This is a genomic window from Acinetobacter sp. RF15B (assembly GCF_007558235.1).
Lineage (GTDB): Bacteria > Pseudomonadota > Gammaproteobacteria > Pseudomonadales > Moraxellaceae > Acinetobacter > Acinetobacter lwoffii_C.
Genome location: NZ_VLSR01000013.1, coordinates 50,262 through 66,513 on the forward strand (window position 1 = coordinate 50,262; position 16,252 = coordinate 66,513).

Genomic DNA, 16,252 nt, shown 5'->3' on the forward strand with positions numbered 1-16,252 from the left:
ATGAGTGCAGCTTTAAATTGTAATATCTGTTTTATCGGTGGCGGTAATATGGCGCAGGCTTTAATTGGCGGCCTGATTTCACGAGGATTGGCAGCAACGCGTATTACAGTGGCTGATCCGGTTGAAAAAGTCCGTACGCTGCTGGCAGAAAAAGATATACATGTGACTGATGATAACCAGGCTGCGATCAAGGATGCAGATATTGTCGTGTTTGCAGTCAAACCTCAGGTGCTGGCTAGCGTACTGTTACCCTTGAAAGGATTGGTGAGTGACAAGCTGATTATTTCCATTGTCGCAGGTGCAGAAATTGCGACTTTGTCGCGACTATTGGGGGCGGAACGTATTGTACGGGTGATGCCAAATACCCCGGCGCTGGTGCAAACCGGCGCCCATGGACTATATGCCCATGACAATGTTGAGGCAACTGACCGAGAGCTGGCCAGTCAAGTTCTCGCTTCTACTGGTCTGACAATTTGGGTAAACTCAGAGGCACAGATTGATGCAGTGACAGCTGTATCCGGTTCGGGACCTGCCTATTTTTTCTATATGATGGAAAGTATGATCCGTGCGGGCAAAAATTTAGGTCTGGATGAGAAGACTGCCACTGCTCTAACTTTGCAGACTGCATTAGGTGCAGCGCAGATGGCCATTACCAGCTCTAATACACCCGCTGAACTGCGTAAAAATGTAACTTCTCCTAATGGGACAACGCAGGCAGCGCTAGAGGTTTTTGACCGTGCGCAAATCTCGCAGAATATTCAGGCAGCTTTGGCGGCTGCACAAAAACGTAGCCAAGAACTTGCACAAGAACTTAGTGAAAGTAATCAATCTTCAGTTTAATTTTTAGGAACGTTCAAGTATGGGTGCAAATTCTGCGCTAATTTTTGGCATTATCATTAACGTCGCGATTTTGCTCGTATTCTTCCGCTTTTTAATGCAACTGGCCGTCATCAGTCCCTATAATCCGGTAGTACTTTCAACTGTCAAGGCGACAAAAATTGTGGATGTATTCGGTCGTATCTTTCCGACCCTGGCCAAAGGCCGGGTCAATACGGCAGCTTTGGCCTTGCTGGTGGTGTTATATCTACTCAAGATTTTTGGCATGATGTATTTGTCCGGAGGGATGCCGAATGGCCCTGTACATCTGCTGATTTTGACTTTTGTCACGATGATTCAGGATCTGATCCGTTTCTGTCGTTATCTGATTTTTGCAGCCATTATTTTAAGCTGGGTGGTCATGTTTACCCAATCGCGTTCCCCTTATATTGAGGTGGTGCAGGAACTGGCCGAACCGATTCTGGCACCATTTCGCCGTATTATGCCGAATATGGGCATGATTGACCTGTCTCCAATTATGGCGATTCTGGCCTTGATCATTATTGAAATGATTATGAATCAAGTTGCCATTGTCTTGTTGACTGGCCTTTAACAAGATTTTAAAAAAGGATGCTAAGGCATCTTTTTTTTATATGGGACAAATGGGAAACTCTTTTAATGAAGAGCTCTGGTTTAATTTGCCCCCAGAAAACCCTTAAATGGCACATTAAGCAAGCAAATTAAAATGATGGGTTCTATCCTGCTCCCTTCAGCGCAACTCTGGTCTCGGGACGGATAAATATAGTGTCCAAGTGAAATATTTACCAAGGAGCGTGTGATGTCCAGTCTATTTATTGTCATGCTTGGAGGCCGTCATGTGCGGGCAAATACCGAAGTCCATGATGTGGTTCTGGCGGTAGGGGAAAGTCTGGAAGAAACCTATCCGCAATTGAAAAATGCCTGGTTTGGCGAACAGCAAGGTTTGCATATAGATGCCTGGGCACAGATTCATGGCGTAGAGTTTGCAGGAAAGCCCTACCAGATTCAATTTACGGATGCCGCACCGAATCAGGCGAATGAAAAACTCTGGCTTATTAATCTGGGGGGCTATGATGCACATGAATTTGGCGAGCTGCATCGTTATGTGCTGGTGGTCGCACAAAATGCCATGGTCGCCAAGCAGCGGGGTAAAGGCCATTTTGCACGGCACTGGCAAAAGCAGCATACTGATCGAGTGCTAGATATAGATGACTGCATTGCCATCGAGCATGTCTATGGCCGTTATATCCAGCTGGTCGAGGGTGAGTTTAAGCCTAATCGCTGGGAAAATACCTATCTGTCGATTTAAATGGATGAAATGATAAACAGAGGGTGATGTAGCAGATCTCGACGAGTGGCAGCAAAAAACGCTTTATCAAATCTTAATAATGGGCATAATACGATTAAAAATATCGTTTCTGAATAAGATGGAATGTCTTAAATGGATTTAATTCAGGCAAATGGACAACCGCGTTACGGACGTTTTAAGGAAATTCCCAAAAGCATTGATTATGATGCCTACCGCTACAGAACCCCTTATGGAAATACGGTTTCGGGTTGGCGTAAACATTTAAAGTATAAAAAATTCAAGTTTTGTAGTATTCAGCACGAGCACTATACGATTGGTCTGGCGATTGCCGATATCGCATGGGCTGGGCATAGTTTTGTCTATATCTATAATCATCTCACCAATGATGTACAGGAATGGAAGGCGATTAATTTTCTGGCACGGCATACGGTACTGGATGAGCAGCCGCTGTTTAATCATAGTTATTTTAATAAGTCACCTTTTCAGATCGAGATTCAGCATAGCAACGGGGTGCGTTATATCAACGTCACCAAATATGGAGAAATCAAACTTTCGGCTCGCATCTTCTGTGCAGGAACAGAGCCACTGAGTATGTGCAGTCCGACCGGAATTAATGGCTGGACCTATACCCAGAAATTGACCACGCTGGCATGTGAAGGGTATTTCGTCAACAAGCAGGGCCAAACCCTGCAATTTAATGAACGGACTTTTGCCTCCCTGGATGATACCTGCGGCTTTTTGCGTCCTGAAACGGCATGGTTCTGGTTGTCCAGTAATTTTAGGGATGCCAATCAAAACCGGATCGGGATTAATCTGGCATCTGGTGTCAATGAAAGTTTTGGCAATGAAAACTGTTTATGGGTGAATGGAAAGATTTATCCACTCGCAGATGTGCTGTTTCAGCAGGAAAATGAAAACCAGTGGAGTATTCAGTCGCTGGATCAACGTTTAAATCTGACAGTTAAAACCGGCTGGCGTCGTTATGAGAATCTGAATCTGCGTTTGGTCGGTAGTCAGTTCAGTCAGTGGCAGGCCAAAATCTGTGGCACCATTCAGCAAGGTGATCAGGAAATTATTCTGTTAAATGAATATGGGCTTTTAGAGCAGCACTATGCGAAGTGGTAAGATTTTTTTATTGCTGCCTCCTTAAAGAGTCTTTCCTATTCTATTCAGAATATGAGTCAGTTTAGGTGTTTAGAAATAGCCCCCTTATTTTTTGCCTCCATCTACCTGATAAAAATGCCAGTCCATATTGTTTAGGGGCTGGCATAATTCAAGCGTGAAGACTTTTTACAATCTGAAGGCCTATCTTTGCTGAGCGCTTAAGCTTGTGCGGCCTGCCAGAATGCTTCACCCGCCAGAATTGGATTATTGGTTTCTTCCAGAGTTTTGACCCAGACTTCGTATTGCGCAATGACAGGGTGTTGGCTTGGATGGAAGTCGGCTTTAAACCAGTCACGATATTGCTTGCCCATGCATGTTAGCACCCCTTTTCTACCAAAGAACCACGGCAGGCCTTTGAGGTTCATTTGCCAGCGCTGTAGTCGGTTAAAACCATCATATTTCAACATGATATTTGCGCGGTAGAGGGTAAAACCGAACATCACCACCGTGATAAACGGCAGGGCTGCTTTACGGGTTAATTCGGGTGTTTGGGCGACCTCTTTCATCACATCAAAGGCCACATCACGGTGTTCCATTTCCTCAATGGCATGCCAAGCGAAAAGAGCGCGCACATAAGGATGTGCTGCAGCCAGTGTCTGCTTATGGGCATAAAACGTTTCTGCCATTAAGGCGGTTAAGTGTTCTGCTGCAGCAGTGACGGCTATATTGTAATGTGGTGAACGGTACTTGAGATCTCTGTTCATCATACTATTCAAGCGGCTAATAAACTGGTCAACCGGCATCCCTTGCTCACGCATCAGATCATTCATTTGGTCATGTGCAATACCATGCTGCGCTTCCTGACGAATAAAATCGGCTACACGTTGCTGTAGCTTGGGGTCTTTGATTTGGTCGCGAAAGAGTCGCACACTCAGAATAAAATAGCGCTCGCCATCTGGAAAGGTCAGGCTGAGTGCATCAAACATGCGGGTCAGAAAAGGATCACCGCCAAACCAGTAACGTGGAATTTCATCAAGCTTGAAATCAAGATTGCTACGGACCACAGGTTGTATGGTGGATTTTACTATAGCGTTCATTTACTTTTATTCTTTTTTCTGGAGATATTGACAGTATGTCGGAGAGTGGGTGAATTGTTTTGACAGATATTGCCAATTTTTATACATTTTACGCCAGAAGAAATAAAAAAATATATCGTGTTGCAGCCGTGATTGGGAATCGCTATGCAAGAGATCAAAATATCCAATGGTTATATCCAGCTGTGGGCAAGTTATTTACGAAGCCGGCAGATTGATCCTTTACATGCTGATTTCCTGAAAGATTTTAAGGAGCAATTGCAAGGCTTGATTGATCAGCCTTTTGATATACAGGTGCCACTGCAACTGCTTAACAATGTATTGCTCAGCACCCGGCAGCATCTTGATTGTCCGCAGTTAATTTTTGAAATTGTCCAGGAAATCAGGCCAGAGCATTTTGGTGTGCTGGGTTATATGGCTTCCAAAAGTAGCAGCATTTCAGAAATCATCGGTTATATCATACGCTTTCAACGGCTGGTGGTGGATGGCAGTGATCTTATTCCTTTTCAACTGCGACAGCATGAACAGAGTGTCGAGTTGTACTGGGCTTTTCTGGAGGAACGTTATAATGTGCTGAATGAATTGACTATAGCGGCAATGGTGCAACTGGGCCGTTTTATTTTGCAGGAGCAGCCTTTGTTGTTGCGCAGCATCCACTTTGCACATCGGCCTGAGATTGCAGTAATTCATTTTCAAAAGTTTTATGCAACAGAGCTTAAATTTTCTCAACCCCATTATGCACTGGAGCTGGATGTGCAAGGCCTGAACCTGAAATCTGATCAGGCTGACCCGATGCTCCTGCAACTGTTAATCCGTCAGGCTGAAGGGGAAATTGCCGCCCGGCCACCACTGGAATCGACGCTGCAACATGCCCAAAGGCTGATTGCAGATCACTTGCGTATGCACCAGCAAGCTTTAAAAATTGAACAGCTGGCAGAACATCTGCTGCTGTCTGTCCGTACTTTGCAGCGTAAACTTGCCGAGCAGGGCACAAGCTTTAAAAAGCTGCTGGAACAGGAGCGGATAAAACGTTGTGATCTGCTGCTCCAGCAGGAGATCAGCCTGAGTGAGATTGCCGAGCAGCTGGACTATTCTGACCAGTCTGCCTTGGCACGTGCTTATAAGGCAGCAACGGGCCGCACTTTATTACAATACCGTAAGCAGCCCAAACAAGATCAGCGTTAACAAAGCGCTCTGTGATGACCGTCATCTCAAGAGACACATTTACGCGGTTTTTAGTTTTGGGTAACGTACCGCAATGGCGATTACGGCAAAAATTGCCAGAATCCAGCAGTAATATACGCCACCAATCAGCTCGACCGGAGAGAGTTTGGCAATCGAACATGCCAGCAGCAACTGTGCGCCATAAGGAATCAACCCCTGAACGACGCAGGAAAAAATATCCATTAGGGCAGCGGCTCGTTTGGGATCTACGCCGTATTCTTTGGCTACTTCACGGGCCATATCTCCCGACAGGATAATGGCCACGGTATTATTTGCCACAAACAGATTGGACAATACCACCAAAAAGCTGATGCCAATTTCGCCAGCGCGTTCACGGCCGACCTTAAACAGGCGCGTCAATGCATAAATGCGTTCGATCAGCCAGCGCAAGCCACCTTCACGTTGCATGAGAGCAGACAGGCCGCCCAAGAACATGGAGAGCAAGGCCACCTCAAACATGCCAACAAAGCCATCATAAATTGAATTGTTCAGCTTGAGCAGATTAAAACCGGGTGTAGCAAATAGGCCGAACAGGCTCGATAACAATACGCCCATACTCAGCACGGCTAAAACATGCAAACGACTAAAGGCCAATAAAAAGACGGCGATATAAGGAAGAATCAGGATCCAGTTAAAATCCTGATATGCCACAGGGCTGGAACGACCGATACTTACAATATAAATCAGAATCGTGATTATGGAAGCCGGAACGGCAATCCAGACATTGACTCTGAACTTGTCACGCAGTTGTACACGCTGACTGGTCGTGGCGGCTATCGTTGTGTCGGAAATCATCGACAGGTTGTCACCGAACATGGCGCCACCCACAACTGCTCCAATTGCATAAACTACTGCAATATCCGTTGCTTGACTAAAACCAAAAGCAATTGGCGCACAGGCTGCAATAGTCCCCATAGAGGTCCCCATTGCCGTTGCCAGAAAGGCTGAAATCACAAATAGCATGGGGAGGACAAATTCGGGAGGGATGATCGACAAAGCCATCTGTACCGTTGCATCGACACTGCCAATGGTACTGCTTACATTGGCAAAGGCCCCGGCCAGCATAAACACCATGAACATCAGTACTAGATTGGGATGGCTGGCTCCTTTTAAAAATGCTTCAATTCCCTGATTCAGTTTGCCACGATACAGCCAGACTGCCAGCATGATGGCAGGCAGTGCGGCAACTGGCGCTTTGACCTGATAAAACGCAAACTCCGTTCCGATCAGGGAATGATAGATCCCGCTACCTAAAAAAATGGTTAAAAATACAATAAGCGGCAGCAGTGCAATGGCGTTGGCCTGCACGCTAGCTTCGGAATCAGTCTGCATAGGAGATAAAAAATTAAAAGAATGCGGTTAGTATAAAGCAGGTTTTGCAATTTCCGAAAACTTTAAGTGAATGCGCTAACATCTGTATTTTTATAATTTTTATATATTAAAAATAAGTTTATCTAAGTATTCAATATTTTAGGGCATAGTAAAATTAGGCATCTTTGATCATTGAGAAAAAAATCAAAATAATCGTAAATAGAGCCTTCCGGGTTGTTCTGAAATCTTCATACAGGAAAGGAAATACCAGAGGTCGATGCTGCACACTGTTCAATGGACAAAAAATAGCGTTACAATGCGATGTCTTGTATTTCTACATAGTCAATGCCTCAAGTTTAAAATACGTTAAGGAAAGCTCAGCCCTATGTCACGTTTAGCCACACGATTTGAACAACTTAAATCTCAACAGCGTAAAGCTTTGGTTTCTTATTTAATGGCTGGTGATCCGCATCCAGAGGTCACTGTACCTCTTCTTCATCAGATGGTGGATGCAGGGGTGGATGTGATTGAGTTGGGTCTTCCTTTTTCTGACCCCATGGCGGATGGTCCGACCATTGCCCTAGCTGCAGAACGCGCGCTGGCAGGTGGAACCAATACGCTGGATGCGCTGCATATGGTGAAAGAATTTCGCTTGAAAGATCGCGAAACACCTGTGGTGCTGATGGGCTATCTAAATCCGGTCGAAGTCATTGGCTATGAAAAATTTGTCGCTTATGCCTATGAATGCGGTGTAGATGGTGTGCTTCTGGTCGACCTTCCACCAGAAGAAGCAGCAGATCTGGGTCAGGTCTTGGAAAAATACGAGATGGACCAGATTTTCTTGCTGGCACCGACCTCAACTGATGAACGCATTCAGCATGTGGTTAAACAGGCCGGTGGCTTTATTTACTATGTGTCGTTAAAAGGTGTGACCGGTGCTGCGACTTTAGATGTGTCTGAAGCAGCAACACGTATTCAGAAAATTAAGGCTGAGACAGATATTCCTGTAGGTGTGGGTTTTGGTATCAGTGATGCTGCATCTGCGAAAGCGATGGGTGTTGCTGCCGATGCAGTCATTGTGGGGAGCGCATTTGTTAAACATTTCGCATCTCTCCCGCCAGAACAGGCCGTTATTGCTACGGTGAATAAAGTCAAGGAGCTTCGAGCAGCGCTCGATGAGTTAGTATGAGTCAACAAGTGAAATCAGGCAAAATTCTGAGCCCATCGACCCCATGGACGGAGCGTATTGTTCCGGGTATTCATGTTCCTGATGAGCAAACCACCCTCAAAGCCACATTTACAGAACCTACTATTGAATGCCCTGAATGTCATGCTTTGGTGACACGTACGGCGATGTCATTTAATGCCTATGTTTGTCCGCAATGTGATGAACATCTGAAAATGAAAGCGCGTGACCGTCTCAACTGGTTCTTCGATCAGGTGGAAGCGGAAATGGGCCAGGAATTCACTGCGAAAGATCCACTTAAATTTGTCGACAGTAAAGCTTATCCGGAGCGGATGTCAGAAGCGCAAAAGAAAACTGGTGAGACTGAAGCCCTGATTGTGATGCAAGGGTTGCTGAAAAACGTGCCGATGATTGCATGTGCCTTTGAATTCGACTTTATGGGTGGTTCAATGGGTACGGTTGTGGGTGACCGTTTTGTGCAGGCAGCAGAGCGTGCGATTAAAGCGCGTCAACCTTTAATCTGCTTTGCAGCATCTGGTGGTGCGCGTATGCAGGAAGGCATGCTGTCTCTGATGCAAATGGCGCGTACTTCAGCGGCTATCCAGCGTTTAAAAGAAGCCGGCCTGCCTTATGTAGTGGTTCTCACCCATCCGGTTTATGGGGGGGTGACGGCTTCTCTGGCAATGCTGGGGGATGTGCATATTGCCGAACCTAAAGCCATGATCGGCTTTGCAGGTAAACGGGTAATTGAACAAACCGTGCGTGAAAAACTGGATGAACCGTTCCAGCGTGCTGAATATTTGCTTGATCATGGTGTAATCGATCAGATTGTTCACCGTCATGCATTACGTGATACAGTTTATCGCATTGTGACTAAACTGATGAACTTGCCTTGAATACAGCACCATTAGCAACAGATTCTTTGGATACATGGCTCGATTATTGGAGCCATGTTCACGTTACAGGTATTGATTTAGGTCTGGAGCGTGTCATTCCGGTAGCTGAAAAGCTAGGCGTGACCGACCCGGCTGCCAAAGTGCTGACCGTGGCTGGAACTAATGGGAAGGGTTCAACCAGCACTACGCTGGCTGCCATTTTAAATGCGCACGGCTTTAAAGTGGGGCTATATCAGTCTCCGCATGTATATCGTTTCAATGAACGGGTCAAATTACGCGGGATTGAAGTCGAAGATCAGTTACTGATCGATGCGTTTGTACAGGTCGATCAGGCACGCCGTGAATGTGATTTAAGCCTGTCTTTCTTTGAAGCCACTACGCTGGCTGCTTTCGTTATTTTTAAAGATCAAGATTGTGATGTCTGGGTGCTCGAAGTCGGCCTGGGCGGGCGTCTGGATGTGGTCAATGTGGTCAATCCAGATGTTGCGGTCATTACCAATATTGGTCTGGATCATACCGATTGGTTGGGGGATACCATCGAGAAAATTGCCTTTGAAAAGGCTGGTATTATTCGTCCAAATATTCCGGTAATTTTTGGCGGACAGCAACAGATTCCACAGGCGATTTTAGATCAGGCGGCTAAGTCTAACGCACCATTGTATGCGATCAACCGTGACTATTTTTATGAAGCCTTTGAAGAGGGCAAAACCTGGGCATTTGCGTCTTCAGGCACGACCTTGAAATTACCGACAGGCTCACTGGCCTTAGAAAATATCTCGACAGCAATTGCAGCTCTTCTGCTGAGTGGATTAAAGCTTCGTCAGGAAGCAATTGCCGAAGGCATACAATTGGCCAAGTTGCCTGGACGGTTTGAAATTCTTGAAATTCAAGGTAAAACCGTGATTTTTGATGCAGGGCATAATCCGCACGGCGTCGAGTTTTTATTAAAGCAATTGCGTAATTATTTAAAATATAACAATAAATACAAAGAAGTGATTTGTGTTTTTTCCATGTTGGCTGATAAAGATATAAATTCTGTCGTTAAGTTATTGAAAGAACATATCCGATTGTGGAAAATTGCACCATTAGCGGTTCCGCGTGCGGCAGAGGTCACAGCTTTGGCAGAAGCTTTGAGCGGGGAAGCAGTAGAGCAATTTAATAAGGTGCAATTCGCTTTTAAGTCAGCGCTGGATCAGGCAGATAATCATCAGCTGATCTTGGTATGTGGATCATTTCATACCTTAGAAGCGGTATGGGAGTATTTGGAAGAATGTCAATGAATAATAAACAGCGCTGGATGGGCGGTGTTGTTTTACTCGGTGGTGGTGTTTTATTGGCAGCATTACTTCTGAAAGGTCAGAATGAAATTCAGCAGGAGCGTCAACAAGGTCCGGTGCAGACGATGGAAGCAGAAAATAAAGAGGCTGTGAATAATTCATTAGGCTCTTTAACTGTGGATGTAGAAACTGAAAAGCGTTTACTGGAGCAGCAGCGCCGTGACCGTGAAAAAGCCGTTGCTGAGCAAGAGGCGCGTGCAGCTGAGTTCCTGGCAATGCAGCAACAGGCCGAGGCCGATGCGGCCCGTAAGGCCGCAGAAGAGTATGCAGCACTCAATGCTCATCGTTTAGGCCAGCAAAGTTCGGATAATATTCCACCTGAATTGGTTGACGATGAACAGGCCAAGCAGAAACGTCTGGCTGAAGAAAAAGCTGCGGCACAAAAGAAGCTGGAGCAGCAAAAACTCGCCCAGCAAAAGAATAATGCAGCAGCTGAGGCAGCTAAAAAAGAAGCTGAACGTCAGGCTTTAGCAGAAAAGCGTAAAGCTGAAGAAGCTCAAAAGGCAGCTGAAGCTCGCAAAGCTGCCGAGAAGAAAGAAGCCGAACGTAAAGCGGCAGAAGAAAAGCGCAAAGCCGATGAGGCTAAGAAAAAGGCTGAAGAAGAGCGTCGGGTAGCTGAACGTAAAGAGGCGGAAGAAAAACGTAAGGCAGAAGAAGCCAAGAAAAAGGCAGAAGCCGAGCAGGCACGCAAGCTGTTAGAAGGAGAGGACAGCAAGCAATGGATGGTACAGGTGGCTTTGGCCGCCAACGAAGCCAATGCCGATGCTGTGGCAGCCAAGCTGCGTGCCAAAGGCTATAAAGTGACTAAAAGTCCAACCTCCAAAGGGATTCGTATTATGGTGGGTCCATCCAAGGACCGTGAAGCTGCGGATGCGGCCCGTAAGAAGATTGCATCTGATGCCAGCCTGAATATGAAGTCTGCTTGGGTGATTGACTGGGTACCTTTGGACAAGCGTCAATAATTGATTACCACCTTGAAGTTGTAGATGGATCCGAGAGTTACACCCGGATCCATTTTACAGGTTCAGGGCTAAATACTTTCTCAATATTGTGCCCAATCATGTGCCATAACCGCCGTACTTCATTTCATGCCCAGCGTCTTCAATTGAGCAGTGCTGGAAAATAATCCGGTACATCGCGACACTGGCCCCCGTCTGGTCAGAGCCGCAGTAGCAATAGAGGAGTACCTTTTCATTGTTCTTGCGAGCCTGCTGAATTTCCTTTATCACTTTTAATAAATCTTTCCAATCCGGTGCCCAGGTATGTATTGGCACATGATGCAGTTGAAAATCCTTCTGGGCGAGCAGTTTGCTGCTCTGAACACGGTATAAAAATAAAAAACCTCAGTCCATTGATCAATGCACGGAGGTTTATCCCAACGCAGGGAATAAAAGAGACCGAATCTATGGCATGTTCATATCGTTTCGATCAGGCTATTAAAATTTTCAGCGACTTATTAAAATGTTTCCTGAGGTTTTAAGCTTAGTGTATAGAGTTCTAATTTTATTTTTTGCCCCCAGTTCTACTCTAAGACATAGCTTCCCTCAAAGTAGAACTGGGCATGGCTTAGCCTTACTCAGGCTGAGGCGTTAGTCTTAAGTATGGAGTGACCGCTTTATAACCTTTAGGAAAACGCTGCTTGATTTCTTCCTCATCTTGTAATGAAGGAACAATCACCACATCATCTCCCTGTTGCCAGTTGGCTGGAGTGGCCACTTTGTGTTGATCCGTGAGTTGTAAGGAATCTACCACCCGTAAAACTTCATGAAAGTTACGTCCAGTAGATGCAGGGTAAGTAATGATCAAACGTACTTTTTTGTTGGGATCAATAATGACCAGGGAGCGAACAGTTAAAGTCTCACTGGCATTGGGATGAATAAAGTCATAGAGTTCAGAAACTTTACGGTCCTGATCGGCAATAATCGGAAAATTGACCGTAGTTGCCTGGGTTTCATTAATATCTTTAATCCAGCCCTGATGAGATTCAACATCATCGACAGAAAGGGCAATGGCTTTAACCCCACGTTTGTCAAACTCATCTTTGAGTTTTGCGGTATAGCCAAGTTCTGTTGTGCAGACCGGAGTATAATCCGCAGGGTGTGAAAATAAAATGCCCCAGCTATCACCTAAAAAATCATAAAAATTAATTAAGCCTGCACTGGATTGCTGTTCAAAATTGGGTGCAGTATCACCTAAACGTAAACTCATATGTTTGCCTCAATTGATCTTATAATAGAAGGATAAGAATCAATATGAACCATTTTATTTATCTTGGAAAATAGTGTTTTTAGAATTGCTTATACAAATTTTTCATAAGAAGACTGTCCTTCTATCCAGAATCAGCAAAAACAGTCAGCTAATTGACTATATTGCCCAGTCAAAATTTGCTACATTATTTTGCCTTAGGTTTCAGGGCTAGAACTAAGGATGAGATTTTTTCAACGGTTTTATGCTAAAACCCTTGTAGTTCAAATTTCTAGTACCATAATAACGACTAAGAACATATTCATTTGATAAGCAAGATTTAGAGAGTCTATTCATGTTGGCAAGTCTGATCGGAGGAATCTTCGGTACCAAAAATGAGCGTGAACTCAAACGCATGCGTAAAATCGTAGACAAGATTAATGCGCTCGAGCCGACGATATCTGCCCTTAGCGATGCAGACTTATCTGCAAAAACTGAAGAATTCAAACAACGATATAATAAAGGTGAAAGCCTAGATAAATTACTTCCTGAAGCATTTGCGGTCTGTCGTGAAGCGGCTAAACGTGTCATGAGCATGCGCCACTATGATGTACAGCTGATTGGTGGTATTACCTTGCACGAAGGTAAAATTGCCGAAATGCGTACGGGTGAAGGTAAAACGCTGATGGGCACACTCGCCTGTTATTTGAATGCGCTTAGTGGTCAGGGTGTACATGTCATTACGGTAAACGATTATCTGGCACAACGTGATGCCGAGCTGAACCGTCCATTATTTGAATTCCTGGGTTTAAGCATTGGAATTATTTATTCCATGCAAAATCCGGCCGAGAAAGCAGAAGCCTATCGTGCCGACATCACCTATGGAACCAACAACGAATTCGGTTTCGATTATTTACGTGACAACATGGTATTCTCGCTGGCTGAGAAAAAACAGCGTGGCCTGCCTTATGCGATTATCGATGAGGTGGACTCGATCCTGATTGACGAAGCACGGACACCTTTAATCATTTCAGGTCAAAGTGAAGATTCTTCACAGTTGTATGCGGCTATCAACAGCATTCCACCAAAATTAAAAGCACAAAAAGAAGAAAAAGTGCCGGATGGCGGGCATTTCTGGGTAGATGAGAAACAGCGCTCTGTAGAAATTACCGAAGTCGGTTTTGAAACCATCGAAAGTGAACTGATTACAATGGGCTTGCTGGCAGAGGGCGAGAGTCTTTATTCCGCTGCTAACCTGAACCTGCTGCATCATGTAACCGCAGCAATCCGTGCGCATTATCTCTATCAGCGTAATGTTCATTATATTATCAATGATGGTGAAGTCATCATTGTGGATGAGAATACCGGTCGTACCATGCCGGGCCGTCGCTGGTCTGAGGGTCTGCATCAGGCCGTTGAGGCGAAAGAGGGTCTGGAAATCCAGCCTGAAAACCAGACTCTGGCAACCACGACTTTCCAGAACTATTTCCGTCTGTATAAAAAATTATCCGGGATGACCGGTACTGCAGATACGGAAGCTGCGGAAATGAAAGAAATTTACGGCCTGGATGTGGTGATTATCCCAACCCATCGACCAATGGTGCGTAAAGACCATAACGATTTGATCTATTTAAATCGTGAAGGTAAATATAACGCGATTATTCAAGAAATTCAGCGCGTGCATGAAGCAGGTGTAGCCCCGATCCTGATTGGTACTGCAACTATTGAAGCTTCTGAAATTCTTTCGGAGAAACTAAAAGCTGCAGGCATTCAGCATGAAGTCTTGAATGCCAAGCAGCATGAGCGTGAAGCAGATATTATTGCGCAGGCTGGTGCACCGCGTGCCGTCACTATTGCGACCAATATGGCCGGTCGTGGTACCGATATTTTATTGGGGGGTAACTGGAAAGCATTACTCGCCAAAATTGAGAATCCGACCCCTGAAGACGAAACACGTCTAAAAGCTGAGTGGGAAGCCAACCATGAAGCGGTATTAGCCTCGGGTGGTCTGCATATTATTGGTTCTGAACGCCATGAATCACGCCGTATTGATAACCAGCTGCGTGGTCGTGCTGGCCGTCAGGGTGACCCGGGTGTATCCCGTTTCTATTTATCACTTGAAGATGACCTGATGCGAATCTTTGCCGGTGATCGCGTGGTCGGTATGATGCGTGCGATGGGCTTGCAGGAAGATGAAGCCATCGAGCACAAAATGGTGTCACGTTCCATTGAAAATGCCCAGCGTAAAGTAGAAGCACGTAACTTTGACATCCGTAAAAACCTGTTGAAGTATGACGATGTCAATAATGAACAGCGGAAAATCATTTACACTCAGCGCGATGAGATTCTCGCAGAAAGCTCACTGCAAGATTATATTGAAGAGATGATTCGTGAAGTGATGCAGGGCATGATTGCCAACTATATTCCACCTGAGTCGATTCATGACCAGTGGGATATTGAAGGCCTAGAACTGGCATTGCGTGAAGAATTATCGATTGACCTGCCGATTGCCCAGTGGCTGGAGCAGGATCGTCGTCTGGATGAAGAATCTCTGGTCGAGCGTATTAGTGACGAAGTCCTCAATCGTTACCGTTCACGTCGTGAGCAGATGGGACCTGAGTCAGCCGGTTCACTGGAACGCCACTTCATGCTGAACTCTCTGGATCGTCATTGGAAAGAACATCTGGCGGCGATGGATTATCTGCGTCAAGGGATCCATTTGCGTGGCTATGCCCAGAAAAACCCAGAACAGGAATATAAGAAAGAAGCCTATAACCTGTTTGTGAATATGTTGGGTGTAATTAAATCTGATGTAGTGACTGATCTGTCACGTATTCATGTGCCAACGCCAGAAGAACTGGCTGAAATGGAAGCCCAGCAACAGGCTCAAGCAGAAGCGATGCGTCTGCAACTGTCTCATGAAGAGTTTGATGGCTTGCTGACAGAAGGTGAGGAGATGAGAGCTGAGCCGAATATTCCGATCAATTCGGTTGCGCCGGTATTTGAAGCACCAGCCAGCCGTAATTCACCGTGTCCATGTGGTTCAGGCCTGAAGTACAAACAGTGTCATGGCAAGCTCTAAACATCTTTGACGCTCAGAGCTTGCGGGCTCTGAAATTTTATGTATAAATATTTTTCAGAGTTGGAATACCATTTGCAGTCCTGATGGTTAAATGGTATTAAATGGCTCATTCAGCACCGAAAAGTGGAATAGACAATGAAAAAAGTATTACAAACACTCATGATGGCCGCTTTGGCAACTCCTGCTCTAAGTTTTGCAGAAACGGGAACAACAACCCTCACTAAGGTTCAGCAAGCGATTGGACCAACCAGTACGCAGGTTGAAGTGGGTGCAGATGGTCGAGTTACTGTCGCGAGTCCACGTACGGGTATCCGCTATACGTTTAACAACCAGAACCGCCCGATTGTGGTGCAAACTGAAGCCATTGCTGCTGCAAATGCGGCCAATGCTGATCGTATTGTGGCATCTAACCCAGCGCTTTCGGCAGCCAGCCAGCAGCAGGCCAAACAGGCTTTACTGAGTGAAGCAGCGCAACTTGCAAAAAACTAAGTCTGAATTTTTTCAGAAATTAAAAAACCAGTCCCTGAGACTGGTTTTTTATTGCTTAGATTAGCATTTGAAGTGCAACACCATGTTGTTGCCATAATACCTGACTCGGACTTTTAAAGCCGAGTCTTTTTCTTGGACGATGATTCAAGCGCTGAGTAATTTCTGCAATATATGCATCCGT

14 protein-coding genes and 1 pseudogene are annotated in these 16,252 nt (G+C 45.4%); 11 read left to right on the forward strand and 4 right to left on the reverse strand.

The window, feature by feature from the left end:
* From proC to E2K74_RS10530, 4 genes are all read left to right on the forward strand, one after another.
* Complete coding sequence (proC, locus tag E2K74_RS10515) at nt 1-840, forward strand: pyrroline-5-carboxylate reductase (protein ID WP_151203631.1); 840 nt, start codon at nt 1-3, stop codon at nt 838-840.
* 19 nt (nt 841-859) lie between these two features.
* Complete coding sequence (locus tag E2K74_RS10520) at nt 860-1,429, forward strand: YggT family protein (RefSeq protein WP_151203629.1); 570 nt, start codon at nt 860-862, stop codon at nt 1,427-1,429.
* Nucleotides 1,430-1,654: 225 nt separating this feature from the next.
* Complete coding sequence (locus tag E2K74_RS10525) at nt 1,655-2,164, forward strand: DUF1543 domain-containing protein (RefSeq protein WP_151207494.1); 510 nt, start codon at nt 1,655-1,657, stop codon at nt 2,162-2,164.
* A gap of 132 nt (nt 2,165-2,296) precedes the next feature.
* Nucleotides 2,297-3,289, forward strand: coding sequence for a DUF2804 domain-containing protein (locus E2K74_RS10530; protein WP_151203625.1), 993 nt, complete (start codon nt 2,297-2,299; stop codon nt 3,287-3,289).
* A gap of 197 nt (nt 3,290-3,486) precedes the next feature.
* Here the strand turns inward: E2K74_RS10530 and E2K74_RS10535 are convergent, their stop codons facing one another.
* Nucleotides 3,487-4,365 (reverse strand): metal-dependent hydrolase, encoded by an 879-nt coding sequence (locus tag E2K74_RS10535; protein ID WP_151207496.1) that lies wholly within the window; start codon nt 4,363-4,365, stop codon nt 3,487-3,489.
* A 144-nt stretch (nt 4,366-4,509) separates the two neighbouring features.
* Between E2K74_RS10535 and E2K74_RS10540 the strand changes: the two genes are divergently transcribed.
* A complete protein-coding gene (locus E2K74_RS10540; protein ID WP_151207498.1) occupies nt 4,510-5,547 on the forward strand; it encodes a helix-turn-helix transcriptional regulator in 1,038 nt (345 codons plus the stop codon).
* A gap of 39 nt (nt 5,548-5,586) precedes the next feature.
* Here E2K74_RS10540 and E2K74_RS10545 read toward each other — a convergent pair whose 3' ends face one another.
* Nucleotides 5,587-6,918 (reverse strand): Na+/H+ antiporter NhaC family protein, encoded by a 1,332-nt coding sequence (locus tag E2K74_RS10545; RefSeq protein WP_151207500.1) that lies wholly within the window; start codon nt 6,916-6,918, stop codon nt 5,587-5,589.
* A gap of 364 nt (nt 6,919-7,282) precedes the next feature.
* Here E2K74_RS10545 and trpA point away from each other — a divergent pair, with 364 nt between their 5' ends.
* Genes trpA through E2K74_RS10565 form a run of 4 tightly spaced genes read left to right on the forward strand, consistent with a single transcriptional unit; the run spans nt 7,283 to nt 11,278 of the window.
* Nucleotides 7,283-8,086, forward strand: coding sequence for a tryptophan synthase subunit alpha (gene trpA, locus E2K74_RS10550; protein ID WP_151203617.1), 804 nt, complete (start codon nt 7,283-7,285; stop codon nt 8,084-8,086).
* Complete coding sequence (accD, locus tag E2K74_RS10555) at nt 8,083-8,979, forward strand: acetyl-CoA carboxylase, carboxyltransferase subunit beta (protein ID WP_151203615.1); 897 nt, start codon at nt 8,083-8,085, stop codon at nt 8,977-8,979. Before trpA ends, accD begins: the two co-directional genes overlap by 4 nt.
* Nucleotides 8,976-10,259, forward strand: coding sequence for a bifunctional tetrahydrofolate synthase/dihydrofolate synthase (folC, locus tag E2K74_RS10560; protein WP_151207502.1), 1,284 nt, complete (start codon nt 8,976-8,978; stop codon nt 10,257-10,259). The genes accD and folC overlap by 4 nt, the downstream gene beginning before the upstream one ends.
* A complete protein-coding gene (locus tag E2K74_RS10565; RefSeq protein WP_151207504.1) occupies nt 10,256-11,278 on the forward strand; it encodes an SPOR domain-containing protein in 1,023 nt (340 codons plus the stop codon). The genes folC and E2K74_RS10565 overlap by 4 nt, the downstream gene beginning before the upstream one ends.
* A gap of 37 nt (nt 11,279-11,315) precedes the next feature.
* Here E2K74_RS10565 and E2K74_RS10570 read toward each other — a convergent pair.
* Both E2K74_RS10570 and E2K74_RS10575 read right to left on the reverse strand, forming a co-directional pair.
* Nucleotides 11,316-11,641, reverse strand: a pseudogene (locus tag E2K74_RS10570) (protein tyrosine phosphatase); the annotation flags it as partial.
* Between the two features lie 247 nt (nt 11,642-11,888).
* A complete protein-coding gene (locus E2K74_RS10575) occupies nt 11,889-12,524 on the reverse strand; it encodes a peroxiredoxin (RefSeq protein WP_151205252.1) in 636 nt (211 codons plus the stop codon).
* A 331-nt stretch (nt 12,525-12,855) separates the two neighbouring features.
* Between E2K74_RS10575 and secA the strand changes: the two genes are divergently transcribed.
* On the forward strand, nt 12,856-15,582 hold the full coding sequence (gene secA / locus E2K74_RS10580) for a preprotein translocase subunit SecA (protein WP_151207506.1): 2,727 nt from the start codon (nt 12,856-12,858) through the stop codon (nt 15,580-15,582).
* 135 nt (nt 15,583-15,717) lie between these two features.
* Entirely contained in the window at nt 15,718-16,071 is a 354-nt protein-coding gene (locus E2K74_RS10585; RefSeq protein ID WP_151205250.1) for a hypothetical protein, read from the forward strand.
* Nucleotides 16,072-16,252 lie beyond the last annotated feature (181 nt).